Source organism: Paenibacillus sp. FSL R10-2199 (genome assembly GCF_038000235.1).
GTDB lineage: Bacteria > Bacillota > Bacilli > Paenibacillales > Paenibacillaceae > Paenibacillus_AQ > Paenibacillus_AQ phytohabitans.
In genome coordinates this window covers 2,261,820-2,279,152 of the sequence record NZ_JBBOBO010000001.1, presented here as the reverse complement: position 1 = coordinate 2,279,152, position 17,333 = coordinate 2,261,820, and the positions used below count along the sequence as shown (strand labels likewise).

Here is a 17,333-nt window from a genome sequence, read left to right as displayed (position 1 = left end):
CATAAGCTTGGACCTCTCCACGTAAAAGGATAATACGGCAATTTTTTGTAACTGCCGGGCAAGTAATATTATAATGGAATGTACAAGAGTATTTCATTTCAAGGAGGCGTTTCATGAATCCCGTCGGCCAGCCCCTACAGCAGCGGCCCCTTACCACCAAACTTATCCTTGCTGGAATTCTCGGACTTATTGTGTTTGTCATGTTCCAGGTCGCCCCCCAGCTCTTCCAGGGCTCCGGTGAGGACACAGCAATTATCAGCAAAAGCGAAGTGCAGGACAAAGCCGCCGCATTCGCAGCACAGCAGCTCGGCCACGAAGCAGGAGTGAAGGATGAATGGACTATCCTCTATAAGACAGACTCCTCTTTCTACGGCTATATGTCCAGGGAGAAGCTGCTTGAGGATTACACCAAGAACAAGCTGGACCAGCGGTACCCGTTCGATGTCTACCATGCCGCACTTTATCCTTCCGGTGAAGCGGATGCCCTGCTCTCCGTGGATATCAATATGTATACCGGTGAAGTAGTTGCCTTTGCCCGCGGAGCCGATGCCGGTGCCGCAGGACTCGATTACGGGGAAAGACCGGCCAAGGTTGTAACGAGCCCTGCCGGTACTGCAATAACTGCAAGCAGTGAAGCGGGTCTTACCCTTGAGCAAAAAGAAAAGCTGGCCCGCCCGTGGCTGCAGCTATGGGGTGCAAATCCGGCGAAGCTCCAGATCGAGACGGGCAGCGATGAGTACGGGCTTGTCTACACGGAGAGCTCGGTTAAGGTCGGAGAAGCGCTGCTGCATTATAACTTTAACTTCTCCGGTGAGCAGGTCTCCTATTTCCGCGCCGGATTCACTGCCCCGGCCTGGCATGATAGCTATGTTGAAGACCAGACCGCTCTTGCCAAGAAGCTCACCTTGTTCGGCTATGGCCTGCCTACACTGCTTCTGGGTATTCTTGCGCTGATCTACAGCATTCTGCGCCGGGGTCACACGTCCTGGAGGCGCGGGCTCTTCCTTAGCTCAGCCCACTTCCTGATTATGATGGTCAGCAGCTACAATGTGCTTCCCGAATCAGGCGGTGACAGTGCCGAAGCGCGGATTACCGCTGTAGTGATGTTCATCATCTATGTTCTGTACAGCCTGCTAATGTCCTCACTGCTCTACTTCTCACTGGTTGGAGGCGACGGCCTGTGGCGCGCAGAAGAGAAGCTTAACCCCTGGCCCCGTGCCAAAGAGCCCGGTTACGGCCAGTATGTACTGGACAGTATCCGCGCCGGATATGTATGGGCATTCGTCCTGCTCGGCGTGCAGACCATCATGTTCATTATTCTGTCATTCGCCTTGGATAACTGGTCCACTACAGATGCCAGCCAGTCTCCCTACAATATGAAATACGCCTGGCTGCTGCCGATTGTCGCCTGGCTTGCCGGTCTCTCTGAAGAGGCTGTCTACCGGTTGTTCGGCATCCGGATGCTCAAGAAGCTCGTGAAGAATACCTTCATCGCTGCACTGATCACTACGCTGATCTGGGCGCTCGGGCATACCCTCTATCCGATCTATCCGGTCAGTTCGCGCCCGATTGAGCTAACCGTAATCGGTTTGCTGTTCAGCTATATTTTCCTGCGCTACGGCTTCATCGCTGTGATGTTCAGCCATGTGGTGTTTGACAGCATCCTGATGGGGGCCACGCTGATCTTCATGCAGGATAAGGTGAACATCGGCGCCGGTATTGTCACGATCATCCTGCCGTTCATCGTCGGCTACATCGTGTACCGCTTCAACCCTCCGCGGGGGCCGGAGCAGGCGGAGCCGGTCCAGCCTCTGACCTAGACATAGACGGAACCGTATCGATCCGCCCTGCATATCCAAATGGGGCTGTCCCACAAGCCATGAAATGGCTGCTTGGGACAGCTCTTTATTTTGCAGTAGCATCAACGTGGGCACTTGGGTGGACGCTCCGCGAACGGACCGTTTTAAGCGGGATACGAAACACTTTTTTCAACAAACACAAAAAAGAAATCGCCTTTTTGGTAGAATGGAGGTACCACCCAACCATTTCAAAAGGAGCGATTTCTTTGTACATTCAATCGTCCATGGACCCACTTTGCTTGCCAAGGGATCTGGAAGAAGACATTCCTTTGGACCCCTCGCTCGTGTCGTGGATGCAGCCGTCAACCGGCTGAACGAAACCTCTATGACGCTGCCTATTCCCGGTGGCGGCCGCGACAGCCCCCCTCCTGAAAGGCTCACCATAGCCATCATCTACGCCAATACCCAGCGCAATTATTCGTCCCGCCCAATCGTTTACAGTGACCCGATTACGGTATGCGGTATACTTAATTGCACTTCGTACAACTAAATCGTCTGATTTATAACCGATTCTCCGTTTAGTTGTATTTCGTACAATTAAATGGCCAAGTGAACCTTCATTTTCACCATTCTGGCAGATTTAGTTGTACAGACTACAGTTATAAGAGGCAAGCCTGCCTTTTCGCAGTTTTTAATTGCACAGTATACAACTATTAGTGAATTCCCACTTGGAACTGAATACATCAATTGCTGCATTGTTGGATGAACTCGGCGAGTCCTCCAAATCCAAATCAGTGGTGAGAAACTTGAACTTGCGACGCGGAGCTCGAAGAACAATTGCTGCAGAAGCCCAAAGATAAACCGCTGGGAGCCCGAAATAGGTATCTTAAGTAGAAGAAATTCTACTTACGGGACAGCCCCTTCTGCTCATAATCCGGTAGGCACACCGTTTCTATGACTCGTCCTGCACAGATTGATACGGACGGCAGGGAAACCGGAGCCGGATCAGCGTCCCTTCACCAAGCGAGCTGTGAATGGCTACGCCATACTGCCTGCCGTACTGCAGCTGAATCCGCTGGTCCACATTGCGGATGCCATAGCCGATTCCCTGGCCCGCAGGCTCCAGAATCTGCCCGATCAGCTCTTCCTTCATCCCGAGCCCGTTATCCTCCACCTCGAAGATCATATCCGCTCCTTCCCGGTAAGCCCGGATGATCAGCGAAATCTCATCATCGTACCAGGCATGCTCCAGCGCATTCTCCACAAACGGCTGCAGAATAAACTTCACGCTCTCGCTCTCCAGAACCTCCGGTGCAATATCATAAGCCACCTGGATACGGTCCACATTCTTAATCCGCTGAATATCCAGATAAGACTCGGCAATCTGCAGTTCCTGCTCCACCGGAATGATCATCTCCCCGCGGTGCAGCGTCAGCCGGTAGAACCTGGCCAGCGAACGGATGACCTCATGCAGCTTATCGATCTCCCCCAGCTTGGCCATCCGGCTGATCGAAGAGAAGGTATTATACAGGAAATGCGGATTCATCTGGGAATGCAGCACCTGCAGCTCGGTCTCTTTCTTCTCCAGGTTGACGACATAGACCTCGTCAATTAACCGCTGTATAGTTGAAGCCATGTCGTTAAAAGCACTGCCGATTTCCGCAAACTCATCATTGCCCTGCACCGGCATCCGTTTGTGGAAATCCCCTTCCTTAAAAGACTTCAGGGAAGCGATCAGCTTCTGGAAGCTCCGTGCGAAATACTGGGACATCACCAGACTGATCAGAAAGAGCAGGATCAGAGTGATCAGACAGATGCCGATGGTCACATTACGGACCTGCTGTGAATTCTTCTGCAGTGAAGAATACGGAATCCAGGCTACTACGCTGGCGGGCATATTCGTAACCGGCTGTTTAATTTGCATATAGGAATCCGGCTGCTGAATATAGTCTGAAGCAGCTAAGGGCAGCAAATCCGGTTTAACCTTGTTGCGGGAGCTTATGAAGAGCAGGCGGTTGTCATTATCCACGATGAACAGAATACTGTTCTCGCCCAGCTGTCCCGAGCCGGCATCAGAGAAGATATACTTCATATTCGCCGTCATCTTGATCAGGCCGTTCAGCTGCAGTGTATCGTAATTGATCAAGGGACGCAGGTAGGAGATGCTCGCGTCCGTCCTGTCGTTGCCCACCTGCCGCCATTCATAGGAGCCGTAATGCAGCTTCAGCCCTCTATACCAGTCTTCATTCTCAATACGGTCCATGTGAAATAGGGAATACTTACGGACATCGCCCGCTGCACTCTCGTTGTAATAGAATTCTCCGACATTAGGGTTGCTGACATACACGGACAGCTTAACCTCCGGGTCCGGCAGATTCGCAGCATTCTCCAGCCTCGGAAGAATATACTGCGACATGATGCTATATTTCTCCCAGCCGGAATGATAACCTGTCAAATAACGCGAGAGGGTCTGATCCGTATACAGCTCGTCGGTGCTGCGGACCACATCCTTCAGCCGGTAATCGACGTTGCTGGCAATTTGCCTGACAGCCACCTCCAGATTGCTTCTGGTGTGCTCCTCAGTGGAACGCACGGAGGAGACATAGGCGTAGCTTCCGATGCCGATAACCGGTGTCAGCACCAGCAGCAGATAGGAAATAAGCAGCTTGTAGCCCAAAGGCATGTATAGGGGTTTCGTACGCTTCCTCTGCATGCCGGATCAGCTCTGCTTTCTGTAATCGGCTGCGGTAATATTGAAATATTCACGAAATTGCCTGCTGAAATAAGCGATATTCTTGTAGCCCACCTTATCAGCCACTTCGTAGATTTTGTATTGATGCTGATCAAGCAGAAGAATCGCCTTCTCCATCCGGATCCGCACAAGGTACTCATTGAAGCTCTCGCCTGTGTGCTCCTTGAACAGGACCCCGAGATGGTTCGGTGAATAGGCGAAATGGCTGGCCACCAGCCGTAAGGTAAGATTCTCCGTCAGCCGCTCCTGAATATAGACCTCAATTTGCTCCATCAGCCGGCGGTTCTTATGCTGCTTCTTCATGAACAGGATCTCGGAAATCTGGAACAGCGTATACCGCAGCCAGCGCTTAATATCATCCACCGTCTCCAGATGATGAATGGCGTCCATTTGCTGCAGACTCTCATAGGTTTCGTTCAGCGTCCCCAGATAGGCTTCGAGCCGGGTGACGATATGAATGGAGAAATGGTAGACCTTCACCGGATGCTCGAACAGGGCCGCCATCTCGAACAGCTCATCGATGCAGTCGCAAATATCAGCCAGCCTGTAGCCTGCCATAGCCCCGAACATTCCCTCCAGCACAACGCTCAGCTCTTTAATATCCTGGGTCATTCCCGGCTTGTTCATTACGGGGGGAATCACTCTGTTCTTGCCGAGGAACATTTTGCCGTTCATATATGCCTTGGCCTGGGAAAAAGATGAGCTCAGCGCTTCCAGAGCAAACACCTCAGCACCATAACTCACAGTAATAGTGTAAGCAGTGTGCCCGCGAACCTTCAGCACCAGCTGCTGAAGCCACTCCTCCAGCTCCAGGCGCTGCCCGGTATACACGAAACCAAGCTGTGAACGGTTCAGCCGGCACCATTTCCCGGCACCGGCGGATTCGATCTCTGTCCCAATGTATTGGAACAGCCTGTCCAGACCGGCATAGACCTCCTCCGGATGCTCCTGTACCCGCCGGAGGACATCATCTGCCTCAATCAGCACCGCGGAGGCGCTGGAGAAGGCCAGATCCAGCGGATACCGGGCCAGGAAGGCCCCCAGTGTCACACCGTCAATACTGCCCTCCAGCAGGTGCTGCAGCACATCATTTTTGATGAAATCAAAGGACGCGATTACGCCGCCGTCTTCCGGACCTTTGCTCCGCTCAAGATTCAGTTCAGCCGTAGCGGTGCGCAGCACGCCGATGAGCTCCTCATCATCAACCGGTTTCAGAATATAGGCATGCGCCTTCAAATCAAGCGCCTGCTTCGCATAGTGAAATTCCTGGTATCCGCTGATGAACACGATCTTCAGCCCCGGATTCAGCTCCAGCGCCAGGCGGGACAGCTCCATGCCGGAAACCACGGGCATCCTGATGTCCGTGATCAGCAGATCAATCTCATGATTCTCGATATATTGAAGAGCGGCAAGCGGATTGCTCTCGCTGCAGACCACTTCAATGGCAAGCTCACTCCAGGGAATCAGGCAGCGCAGACCCTCCAAGTCATAATTTTCATCGTCCACCAGGACGGCTCTGTACATCGCAATCAGCACTCCTTCATGCGGAAAAGAGGTACGTATCGTATCCCTCTTCTTTCCAAACGTTTAGAATTGCGGGGAATAGGCCTTGATCTTCTTAAGATTGTTCCGCCATACTCCGGTTTTCCAGGCGAGCAGCCTGTCATATCCCAAACCCGCTGCTTCCCTGTCTGCTTCCTCCATCAGCTGCCTGACCTCTTCCCCGCTTGCCGCAAAAATCATCCGGGGGATTACCTGCGCATACTGGTCTTTCAGTCTTTGCAGAATAATTCCCTCTTCGGAGGCAGGCGCCGGATCGAGATTGGAGAATTCGGTAATGTTCATCGCCGTCCTGAACGTTACATTCGCTTGCCCGAGTGTTGTCCAGTCCCGGGCTTCCGCAGGCAGCAGCTTCTCGCGTCTGGCTTTGGCTGAATCAATATATGAGGTATTACCATACCAGTTGAATTCCCCGATCTTCAGAGCATCATACTGCTTCAAATTACGGCCAATATAGGAATCATTTGGAATTGGAATTCCATCCTCCACTTTATCATAAAACATTCCCTGCGGCCCGAAGAAAATAATACGCTGTCCCTCCGGGCTCGTCGCCCAGTTCATATAGGAGAAAATGGCCTCCGGATCTCTGGCCCCGGTTGTAATCACATTGACATTCCAGCCCAGCGTATTGTATCCGGAAGGGTATACCTTATCCGGGTCCACACCTGCCCGGTGCACCGGCCAGATGATATCGTATCCGTCTTGCGGATCTTTGGCCGAGAGCTGATTATCCGCCTCGCGGCCGATCCCTTCCACGATGGCGTCATACGCGCCGAATACAGCGATCCGGCCGGTTTTGAGCTTCTCCAGCACCTGATCCCGGGTTTCGGTTAATAGATCCGGAGACGTCAGCCCTTGGCGGACCAACCGGTTAGCCAGCAGCAGCGTCTCCAGAAATGCCGGATCCCGGTACACAGAAGTCAATCGGGAGCCGGCGGGCACACCGAAGATTTGTCCTGAACCGGGAGAGATGAAGCTTGGTGTCCGGTTATCCGCCGCACCGCTGTACAGCATGCCGATCATCTGTATATCCGCTTCGTCCCGGGTCTCCCCGAAGTCAATCGGGACGAGTTCAGGATACTTTTGCTGCACCCGCTTCAGATAAGCCTCCAGATCATCCCATGTCTCCAGCTTAGGGGAGCCAAGCGCCCGGTAGATCTTCTTCTCAACCAGGAAACCGGCGTTACCGCTGCCGTTGCTGCCGTTAATATACCAGTTCGGAATCTGGTACAGCTTGCCGTCTTCACTGCGCAGCATGTTCAATGTGTCCTCGCCTATGGTCTGAACAAATTCAGGATATTCCGCCAGATAAGGATCGAGTGCCACCAGCTTGCCTGCTTTTTGCAGCCGTTCCACATCCTTGCCCCGGTCCATGACCAGCACATCGGGGAGCTGATCCGAGACAATCATCGCGTTCAGCTTCTGGACGGCAGCCCCGCTGGATTGTACCGGAGTGAGCGTAACCTTCAGATTATCGGAGATCCACCGGCTATGCGGCCTGCCCTCCCAGGTCGGCGCCGTATACCAGTCATAGTTCACAAAGACGGTGAACCGGACCGGCTTCACCTTGGCAGCCAATGCTGAAAGGGCGGTGGCCGGATGATCCGCAGGCAACGTATTGCCGGGATCACCGGAACTGCCGGAATTGCTGCGATTAGCGCTATCAGCATTCCCAGTCCTGTCAGTGGTATTGGCGTTACCGGCGCTACCGGCATTGACAGTTCGGCTTGAGCTCAGTGCGTTAGGGCGGTCCTCCGCAGTGGCCTCCTGCGTTTGGAGGTGTTTTAGTTTATCGCCGTTTGAGCAGGCAGCAAGACCACCCAGAACCAGCATAACTAACAGCAATTGCAGCAATTTCCCTCCCTTCCCCCCATTGCAGGCAGCCCGGTTCTGCCTTTCCTGCAAGAACCGCAATAACATTGACCTGTGCATAATCCTCACCATTTCTTTACGTTGATGCCTCTATTCTATCGTCAATGCCGCCCTGATTAATAGACCGACATTTCCCATAAAGAATAGCCGTACTGTGTGCCCCTCTCCGTACCGTTCACCTTCACATACCGCGCGCTGACCGGGGTGAAGCTGATATCGTCCAGTTCCCCGTCTCCGGTTGCCGCCGAATAGGCCGTTGTCCAGTCCGTGCCATCTGCCGAAGTCTCAATGGTATAGGATTTGGCATACGCTCCCTCCCAGTTCAGCAGGACTCGGCTGACCGTCTGATTCGAACCGAGGTCGACCTGAATCCACTGCGGATCACTGAAGGCCGATTCCCAGCGGGTGCCAGGATCTCCGTCCACTGCTCCTGCAGCGGGCTGTTTCGGATTCTCCGAAGCGGTAACTGCCTTATTCAGGGCAAGGTTCACTGACGGCGGTGTTCCGCCGGTAATCACCTGCTGCACGGAGGCATCATTGTATCCAGCTGCAGTTACCGTAACCGCGTAAGTCTTCGCAGTTGGGAACAGCACGGTGTTCAGCGTAATTTTACCGGCTGTCACGGTATAATCCGCTGCCGCCGCTGTAGTTCCATCCACCTTCACCGCACTGATGGCACCTCTCCAGGCTGCATTATCTGTGAATGTCAGCTCAACCGGCTGGCCGGCTGCATTCTGCGTTGTATCGGCTGCCAGGGCAGGCGGAGCAAGCGGTGTCACGGTGCCGCCGCTGCCGTACACTTCCAGTTCCCATAAAGAATACCCGTACTGCGTACCGCGCTCCGTACCGTTAACCTTCACATAACGGGCGCTGACCGGGGTGAAGCTGATATCATCAGTGCTCCCGTCTCCAGTCGTGGTGGAATAAGCTGGCGTCCAGTTCGTACCATCTGCTGAAGTCTCGATCGTATACGACTTGGCATATGCTCCCTCCCAGTTCAGCAGGACACGGCTGACCGTCTGATTCGAACCGAGGTCGACCTGAATCCACTGCGGATCACTGAAGGCCGATTCCCAGCGGGTACCCTGATCTCCGTCCACTGCACCCGCAGCCGGCTGTCTCGGATTCTCCGAGGCAGTAACCGCCTTGTTCAGGGCCAAATTCGCAGAGGTTATTCCGCCAGTGACCACTTGCTGCACTGAAGCATCGTTGTAGCCCGTTGCCGAAACCGTAATCGTGTAGGTCTTCGCCGCAGGGAACAACGCGGTGTTCAGCGTGATTTTACCGGCTGCCACGGTATAATTCGCTGCCGCCGCTGAAGTTCCGTCCACCTTCACCGCACTGACCGCGCTTCTCCAGGCCGCATTATCCGTGAATGTCAGCTCAATCGGCTGGCCGGCTGCATTCTGCGTTATATCGGCTGTCAGGGCAGGCGGAGTGAGCAGCGTCCCCGAATTCACCTTCGTCGGGTCAACCTTCACCAGCTTCTTGGCTTCAACTACAGCTGAGCCCGTAATTCCTCCCGCGTTGCGGAATGTAACGGTAATTGCCGCATTCGTCGGATTCCAGACCAGTGCACTATATGCCGATCCTTTCTTATACACAGTTGCACTATACCCGTTCGCTGCCCAAATGTCTTTGGTGCGTGATCCAAGAGTTGCCATGTTATGCACGAACCAGTACGTATTGAACAATTCATTCTGCTGCGGCAGTGCCGGATTCCATTTATTCAGTACAGCCTGCGGATCGCTCAGCGCCTGTATCGGCCAGACAATATGGTACCAGTCCGTTTCCGGCCCGCCGTTATCGGCTACGAAGCCGCTGTATAATCCGGCAGCCTTAGCTGTGTCGAACCCGTAGCTGGTCAAATATTCTGCCGTAGGCAGCCAGTGAATCCCATAGACATACACCGGATTGCCGTTGAAAAAGGTTCCGAAGAAGTTCGAGCTTCCGTAAATCTGCCCGACAGATTTATGCGTATAGCCCGGCAGCCAGTTATCCTGGTCGTAGTTGAACCAGTATTGCTGCACCGCTCTAAGCTCGGTCGTGAAGCCCATAATGGACGCATCCCGGAACGCTGTGTTGCCGGTCAGTGTACTCCACATATACTGGCCAACCCAGCCGAACAGCGATTCTCCTGCCGCTTCCTGGTTATTGCCGCTGTCATTGTCGGCATAACCGCCGGCCCATGAATGGCCTTCATACGGGTCGAAGTTGCGGAAGTAAGGATACTTCGGATCCGTCTTCGAAGGATTGGCGTAATCGCGGATCAGCTCATCCACCATACCGCTGTATTTATTCCTGAAGTCGGTATCATAGGTGGCCAGCACGGCGGAGGCAAATACATAATAGCCATACGTAAAGTGATGGTCCGTGATGCCGGAGTTCGCGCCGAACTCACTGTTCTTATAGATCAGGGTTCCCCAGTCGGAGTTGTAGTCGAAATAGTAGTTAGCTTCTCCCGAAGTGTACGTGTACCAGTCTGTCAGCACCGTCTTCATCCGGGAAAGGAACAGATTCTTGTAGCTCTCGCTGCCTATTTGATCGGCGATCAGCACACCCATTGCCAGCGGATGCAGCTTCTTGCCCTGCCAGTACGCATCGGCCTGCATCAGATTGGTGGCGGTGTCCGTATCCAGCAGCGCCAGATAATTGAGCAGATCCTGGCGGGAGTAGCCGGAATCGCCCGGCTCGGTGAACTGCGGCACAATGCCGTAGAATTTATCGGCAGTGGCAAAGGAATTGCCCTCCGTAACCTTCATCGTTCCGCGGATCGACGGGAAGGAGACCGCAGTCAGCGGCGTAGTAGTAACCTTCCACTGGTGGGGAAGCTGCGCCATCAGCGTTGTATTCGGAAAGCCCGAACGCTTGAGTTCTGTAGTCGCATTGAAGGTGGTCGTGACATCCGATGTGGTCTCGTTGAAGGTATAAGCCACCTTTGTATCCGTCACGAATGCATATCCGTGCTGGTAGAAGTAATTCAGATTTGCGGGTGCCGGAAGAGCCGACAAGCTCAGGTAGTTCTGGCCACCGCCCAGCTGGATTTTGAGCTTGGCGCCGACTTTCTTGAAGGTTGTGCCGGCCGGTGCATACAGCCCATAGTTTCTGGTCACCATTACGGGCGTTGGCGCGCCATTGGAATTCGTGACCGCAATACCGATATGGTCTGCAGTAACCGTGGCGCCGTCAGCCGCCAGAATCGTATTATTGCTGTCATCGAAGAAGCGGGCCGTTGCCGGCAGGTAGACTTCAGGACTGGCCGGATCGCTGAATTGTGAATAGAGATAAGGCGAGCCTTTGACGAAGGTCGTCTTCATCTTCTCAGCAGTACCATCGCTTAACACGGCAGTTGCTGACCAGTCGCCGTAAGCGGTTATCCGGTTCGACATCCCTGAAGTATTAATGTTGCTGGCCATCAGGAACAGATCCGGGCTGCCTGCGGCTTCCTGCGCCTTGCCGTCGGCACTTAAGTAGCCTGCGCCCGGGTTCAGAACGCTTAGTCCCTGCTTGGTATATTTCGATTTGAGCGGAAGGGTAATGATGCCGTTGCCGAGCTGATTGATCATGATCGACTGCCACCAGTCATTGGAAGGCAGCGGCGCAGTCAGTGCATCCGATTTGTACAGCGGATATTTGGGCTGGGGAACCGAGAGGTCATTCGCAGCATAGCTGCCTTGACCTACGGCCACTGTTGTCAGCGCCGGCAGTGCGGGAATGTTATAGACCGGCTTGGCATCACCTGTCACATAATCATACGCCTGAAATTCAAAGATCGAGTAACCGAAGGAGGTCGCTCTGCTGATACCGTTCATCCGCAGATACCGGCCGGTGGCATAGATTGGAAGATTAAGTGTGCCTCCGTCACCGTGAAGCTCCCGGTAGATTGTAGTCCATGAACTGCCGTTATTTGAAACCTGGATATCATAGGTCCGGCCGGCGGCAGCCTCCCAATTGAGGATGACCCGGCCAAGTGTCCGTACACTACCAAGGTCTACGCTAAGCCATTCATTATCGGTAGCGTTGGAGGACCAGCGTGTAGCCCCGTTGCCGTCCACTGCCAGTGCCGGCAATGTGGAGCCAGCAGGGAGATAGTCAGCCACCTGATAAGACGATGCCGTCGCCGGCTTGTTCAAGGCCACATTCGGCCCCAGCACTACCGGAGGAGGATTAACCCCACCCGTGCCGTAAACCTCGAACTCAAAGAGGGAAATGCCGTATTGCGTCAGGCTCCGCACGGTTGCCAATACCCGCACATAACGGCCGGTGCCGCTGAGCGTGAGATCATCCACGCCGCCATCTCCCGTAGTTGTGGAATAGACATCACTCCAGTTCAATTCGTCCGCGGATACCTGGATTTTGTAGGACTTGGCGTACGCCCCTTCCCAGCGCAGGACAACGCGGTCTACTGCGGCAGATGCCCCGAGATCAACATAAATCCAGTTCGGGTCGGTCCCCCACGCGCTGCTCCATCGGGAACCCGTATTGCCGTCCACGGCCAGATCCGGGGTGTTATTGCCCTCTGTGCCCGATGCATAAGCAGGGCGGTCCTGGGAGAGCAGATAAGAACCGGCGGCATGCGCCCGGCCGGGCGGAATGACCAATGCGACACTTAGCAGCATGATTATGCTCAGAAAAAAAGCGGTGCCGTTTATACCCTTCTTGCGTTTTAACCTTTTCGAATATGTCATTACCCTTAATCCTCCTCATGTCTATTTGGAATGCAGCCATCCAGCTCATAAACAAAATCTTTCCGGTGTGATCATCAGCCTCCTTTTACCTTGGTTTAAGCAGTCTACAGCCCACGTATATAAGCGCTTTCATAGATTCAAGATAAGCGTACCTTTTACCGAAACCGGTTGCAATTATACAAATCAACGATTTTATGCAGAAAGTAAGGATTAACTTATTTTCGCAGCAAAAGCCCAGTACTTCATCATCTAACGGACAAAAATAGAGGCTACTTCTGGGGCAGCCTCCGGGGAAATTAAGGGCACCAATGCTCCTCGTTTCTTTCGGGGAAACACATTGTATTCGATTTTTCGCATACATTTGGTCCGGTTACCTTCACTGAAGCACATTGTATTCGGTTTTTCGCATACATTAGGTCCGGTTACCCTCACGGAAGCACATTGCTCCACAGCCCCCTAATGAAGTTGGAGTCCTCCCCCATAAAAATGTAGACTGAATACAGGAGGAGGATGAACACAATGGGACACTTAACGGGAACAAGAGAGAAGGCAGCGCAAGAGGTGTTGTCTGGCATTAAGGCAGCGGTGGTTGCCCGAAAATATGGGGTGACCCCAGCGACGGTGAATCAGTGGGTGAGAGATTACCGAGGGGCCCATGGGGAACAAGATCATCCGTATCCCCAGGAGCAGGTGGAGGAACTGAAGCGCCTCCTGGAAGTGGAGCAGAAATACGAGAAGGCCGTCAAGATACTCGGCGAAAAGGAGTTAGAGATTGAGATTCTGCGTGAACTGCTAAAAAAGCCAACCCCTGCTTATCCGAAAAAATCGAGGTAGCCGACATGTTCATTAAGCAGGGGAATACCGCAGCTTTGGTACTGCGTCTCATGGGGCTAGCAGAGTCCACGTACTACGACCGTAAGAAACGCAGGTCACTGTCCCCAAAGGCCGTTCAAGGGGGGCGTGGAAGACCCCAGCCAGGCTACTCCTTTAACGAGTCTGGGGAAAAGATTAGTGACGAGGAGATCCAGGAATGGCTGCTGGAATTAATCGCTGGAGAAGAGCACGTGTACGGGTACAAACTCCTGGCCAAGTGCTTGTGGAACCAGCACCGGTTGAAGCTCAATCACAAGAAAAGCTACCGGCTGTGTCAGGCGCTGGATATCCTGCAGCCCCAGCGTCAGAAGCGCTTTAAGCATCCCCGGAAGCTGCCGGAGAACCGAGTCATTACAGGAGCGAGCCAGCTCTGGCAGATGGACATTAAATACGGGTATGTGGAGGGACGTGACCGGCATTTCTTTGTCCTGAGCATTATCGATGTGTTTACCCGTGTCATCGTCGGCTACCACCGGGGATCGTCGTGTGAGGCCAAGCACGCCTGCCAGACGCTGGCGCGCGCCATGGAGCATCACTGCGCCCCTGACAGCGCTCGCCCTGTGATCCGCACCGACAACGGCCCACAGTTCATCAGCCACCTGTTTGGCGACATGTGTGAAAGCTGGGAAATGACCCATGAACGTATTCCGCCTCGAACGCCGGATTTAAATGCTTTTATTGAATCATTCCACAGTAATATCGATCGGGATTTGTTCCGCAAAGAGGCATTCGAAACGTTCGAAGAGGCCTATGAAGCGGTGGACCGGTACATGGACTTTTACAACAATCGCAGAATGCATACGAGCCTTCGTAACCTGCCGCCAGCTACCTTTGCAGAGTGGGTGCTGACCCTAGAAGACCGCTCCCGCTTCTTCTGGCCGAGAGAAAAAGCGAAATAAAGAGCATATCTACAACAAGTACTGATTTTATACGGAGGACTCCGGGATAAGGGGGTCGCACCGATTGTATTCGATTTTTCGCATACATTTGGTCCGGTTGCCCTCACGGAAGCACATTGTATCCGATTTTTCGCATACATTTGGTCCTCCATCGGCCCGTCTTCCGGGGGTTCAGCGGGATTCCTGACGAATAGCATAATTTCCTATGTCACCAAAAAACCGGCCCCCATGGGGCCGGCCTCTGTTTCGTTACCGTTTGAGCCTATTTATAATGACGGTTCCTCATCCTTGAGCGCATCCAGAATCTGCCGGGCCAGCTTCTCGCCAATAGACAGAACACGGAAATCTTCCACGGAAGCTTCCTTGATCTTCTTCAGCGAGCCGAAATGCTTCAGCAGCGACTTCCGGCGCTTCTCCCCGATTCCCGGAACCGAATCCAGCTTCGAGGTGACCATCGATTTGCCGCGCTGTTCGCGGTGGAACGTAATTGCGAACCGGTGAACCTCATCCTGAATCCGCTGCAGGAGATAGAACTCCTGGCTGTCCCGGGCCAGCGATACCGGTTCGGCGGAATCCCCGACCAGCAGCTGCGCCGTTCTGTGCTTATCATCCTTGACGATACCGCAGACCGGAATGAACAGACCCAGCTCATTCTGCAGAATATCGATCGCCGAGGAGATCTGGCCTTTGCCTCCATCGACCACAATCAGGTCAGGCTGCGGCAGATTCTCCTTAAGCACCCGTTCATACCGGCGGCGGATGACCTCACGCATCGTCTCATAATCATCCGGCCCCTGCACAGTGCGGACCTTATATTTGCGGTACTCTTTGCGGGCCGGCTTGCCGTCAATGAACACAACCATCGCCGAGACCGGATTCGTACCCTGAATATTCGAGTTATCGAATGCTTCAATCCGGTTAAGCGATTCAAGTCCCAGGCTCTGGCCCAGACTGCTCGCCGCACCGGAGGTGCGCTCCTCATCCCGCTCAATGAGGCGGAACTTCTCATCCAGCGCCACCCGGCTGTTCTGGCAGGCCATGCCGACCATCTGCTTCTTGAGCCCGCGCTGCGGCACAAGTACCTTGATGCCCAGCCATTCCTGCAGGGCTGCCGCTCCTCCGGCCGCGTCCACGGTTCCTTCAGCAGCCGCTTCCTGTTCCGCCTGCTCCTGCGGCGGCGCTGCAACCTCCGCCCTATCTTCCGCCTCCAGCGCCGCCTGCATTTCCCGGCTGCCCAGCATGCCTGCAGCAGTCTGCAAGCCCGTTACCGCAGCACCTGTACCGGTCTCTGGCGTTAGCGCTTTAACGGCTCCGTCACTCAGCATATCCGGCAGCAGGATTTCCTGCGGCAATGCCGGGTTATCGCTGTAATACTGCGTCACATAGGACATGAAATCACTGTACGCTTCCCCGTAGAACGGAAAAGCCGACGAGTGGCGCTGAATCATTTTACCCTGCCGCATATACAAAATTTGCACACACATCCAGCCCTTATCGACTGCATAGCCGAAGACGTCCCGGTCCTTGGTATCAACCGTGTTGATCTTCTGCTTCTCCATCAGGGCATCGATGTGAATAATCTGGTCCCGCAGCTCCTTGGCCCGCTCGAAATACAACTCTTCTGCGGCTTCCTGCATTTTCTTCTGCAGATCCTTCTTCACCGCATCATGCCCCCCGTTCAGGAAGGACGAGATGCTCTGCGTAATCTCCTCGTAAGCGGACTTCGGCACTTCCTTCTCGCAGGGAGCCAGACACTGGCCCATGTGATAATACAGGCAGACTTCCTTCGGCATCACCCCGCACTTGCGCAGCGGATACATCCGGTCCAGCAGCTTCTTGGTCTGCTGGGCCGCATAGCTATTCGGATACGGGCCGAAATATTTAGCTTTATCTTTCAGCACCCGCCGCGTGACCTCAAGGCGCGGATGCGTTTCATTCGTTATTTTTAAATACGGAAAAGTCTTATCATCCTTCAGCAGCACGTTATAACGCGGCATATGCTTCTTGATCAGATTGCACTCCAGAATGAGTGCTTCCATATTGCTCGATGTGACGATATATTCGAAATCAACAATATTGGCGACAAGCCGCTGCGTCTTGCCGTTGTGGCTGCCGGTGAAATAAGAGCGCACGCGGTTCTTCAGCACTTTGGCCTTGCCCACATAAATAATCGTACCCTCATCATTCTTCATCAGATAGCAGCCGGGCAGATCAGGCAGCAGCGCCAGTTTGTTGCGGATATTATCCATATATTCCATGAGTTCTCTCCCACCTGTTACTACACTGTTATAAGGTAAGTTTAGAATAGAATGTACTACAGATTCAAGCCTTATTATAGAACACCCGTTTCTATTTGACACACAAAGCGCCTTCGGATGACCGAAGGCGCTTTGTGTGAAGGGGCCGCGAGGCCCCCGGATACGGCGGAATTAATCTTTTATTGATGTTTAGCTACGATATTCTTAAGGGAATCCTTGGAGTTCAGTCCTACGACTTTGTCCACGGGTTGGCCGTCTTTGAAGAAGATCAGAGTAGGGATACTCATCACTCCAAAACGGGAAGCCGTCTCAGGATTCTCATCTACATTCAATTTAGCAATTTTTACGCCGTCTCCCAGCTCGGTGGACAATTCCTCCAGAATAGGGGCAAGCATTTTGCAAGGGCCGCACCAAGGTGCCCAGAAGTCTACTACTACAGTACCTTGACCTTCCACTTCATTAACGAAGGATTGGTCAGACACGTTCACGATAGCCATGATATTGTTCCTCCTCAAAGTTTTGTGAGCATCCGCTTCCTGAAACAGTATTGTTCAAAATACTTGGAAGCCTAAGCTTAGCTGTACGAAATAAGATCCGCTTCTATAGCCTGAGCCAAGATGGCGAAAATTACT

General features: G+C 53.5%; 9 protein-coding genes. 3 read left to right on the top strand and 6 right to left on the bottom strand.

Annotation, left to right across the window (positions count from 1 at the left end; genetic code table 11):
- The first annotated feature begins 113 nt into the window (after nucleotides 1–113).
- The gene (locus NYE33_RS10075) at nucleotides 114–1,820 is read left to right on the top strand and encodes a CPBP family intramembrane glutamic endopeptidase (protein ID WP_340942548.1); all 1,707 of its coding nucleotides are present in this window, start codon (nucleotides 114–116) and stop codon (nucleotides 1,818–1,820) included.
- Nucleotides 1,821–2,751: 931 nt separating this feature from the next.
- On the opposite strand, the gene NYE33_RS10070 is transcribed toward NYE33_RS10075, so the two are convergent.
- From NYE33_RS10070 to NYE33_RS10055, 4 genes are all read right to left on the bottom strand, one after another.
- Entirely contained in the window at nucleotides 2,752–4,482 is a 1,731-nt protein-coding gene (locus tag NYE33_RS10070) for a sensor histidine kinase (protein WP_341065634.1), read from the bottom strand.
- A gap of 36 nt (nucleotides 4,483–4,518) precedes the next feature.
- Entirely contained in the window at nucleotides 4,519–6,075 is a 1,557-nt protein-coding gene (locus tag NYE33_RS10065; RefSeq protein ID WP_341065631.1) for a helix-turn-helix domain-containing protein, read from the bottom strand.
- A gap of 63 nt (nucleotides 6,076–6,138) precedes the next feature.
- Entirely contained in the window at nucleotides 6,139–7,944 is a 1,806-nt protein-coding gene (locus NYE33_RS10060; protein ID WP_341065629.1) for an extracellular solute-binding protein, read from the bottom strand.
- A 155-nt stretch (nucleotides 7,945–8,099) separates the two neighbouring features.
- Entirely contained in the window at nucleotides 8,100–12,671 is a 4,572-nt protein-coding gene (locus tag NYE33_RS10055) for a galactose-binding domain-containing protein (protein WP_341065626.1), read from the bottom strand.
- A 519-nt stretch (nucleotides 12,672–13,190) separates the two neighbouring features.
- On the opposite strand from NYE33_RS10055, the gene NYE33_RS10050 reads away from it, so the two are divergent.
- Both NYE33_RS10050 and NYE33_RS10045 read left to right on the top strand, forming a co-directional pair.
- The gene (locus tag NYE33_RS10050) at nucleotides 13,191–13,505 is read left to right on the top strand and encodes a helix-turn-helix domain-containing protein (protein ID WP_052421685.1); all 315 of its coding nucleotides are present in this window, start codon (nucleotides 13,191–13,193) and stop codon (nucleotides 13,503–13,505) included.
- Between the two features lie 5 nt (nucleotides 13,506–13,510).
- On the top strand, nucleotides 13,511–14,443 hold the full coding sequence (locus tag NYE33_RS10045; RefSeq protein WP_341064582.1) for an IS3 family transposase: 933 nt from the start codon (nucleotides 13,511–13,513) through the stop codon (nucleotides 14,441–14,443).
- Nucleotides 14,444–14,709: 266 nt separating this feature from the next.
- Here the strand turns inward: NYE33_RS10045 and uvrC are convergent, their stop codons facing one another.
- Entirely contained in the window at nucleotides 14,710–16,701 is a 1,992-nt protein-coding gene (gene uvrC, locus NYE33_RS10040; protein ID WP_042139799.1) for an excinuclease ABC subunit UvrC, read from the bottom strand.
- A 179-nt stretch (nucleotides 16,702–16,880) separates the two neighbouring features.
- Nucleotides 16,881–17,198, bottom strand: a complete 318-nt coding sequence (gene trxA, locus NYE33_RS10035; RefSeq protein ID WP_039306971.1) for a thioredoxin — start codon at nucleotides 17,196–17,198, stop codon at nucleotides 16,881–16,883.
- Nucleotides 17,199–17,333: the final 135 nt, after the last annotated feature.

Excerpts from the sequence above, each read along its gene's own strand:
- NYE33_RS10075 (WP_340942548.1), top strand. The coding sequence starts at position 114 with ATGAATCCCGTCGGCCAGCCCCTACAGCAGCGGCCCCTTACCACCAAA.
- NYE33_RS10070 (WP_341065634.1), bottom strand. The coding sequence starts at position 4,482 with ATGCCTTTGGGCTACAAGCTGCTTATTTCCTATCTGCTGCTGGTGCTG.
- NYE33_RS10065 (WP_341065631.1), bottom strand. The coding sequence starts at position 6,075 with ATGTACAGAGCCGTCCTGGTGGACGATGAAAATTATGACTTGGAGGGT.
- NYE33_RS10060 (WP_341065629.1), bottom strand. The coding sequence starts at position 7,944 with ATGCTGGTTCTGGGTGGTCTTGCTGCCTGCTCAAACGGCGATAAACTA.
- NYE33_RS10055 (WP_341065626.1), bottom strand. The coding sequence starts at position 12,671 with ATGACATATTCGAAAAGGTTAAAACGCAAGAAGGGTATAAACGGCACC.
- NYE33_RS10050 (WP_052421685.1), top strand. The coding sequence starts at position 13,191 with ATGGGACACTTAACGGGAACAAGAGAGAAGGCAGCGCAAGAGGTGTTG.
- NYE33_RS10045 (WP_341064582.1), top strand. The coding sequence starts at position 13,511 with ATGTTCATTAAGCAGGGGAATACCGCAGCTTTGGTACTGCGTCTCATG.
- uvrC (WP_042139799.1), bottom strand. The coding sequence starts at position 16,701 with ATGGAATATATGGATAATATCCGCAACAAACTGGCGCTGCTGCCTGAT.
- trxA (WP_039306971.1), bottom strand. The coding sequence starts at position 17,198 with ATGGCTATCGTGAACGTGTCTGACCAATCCTTCGTTAATGAAGTGGAA.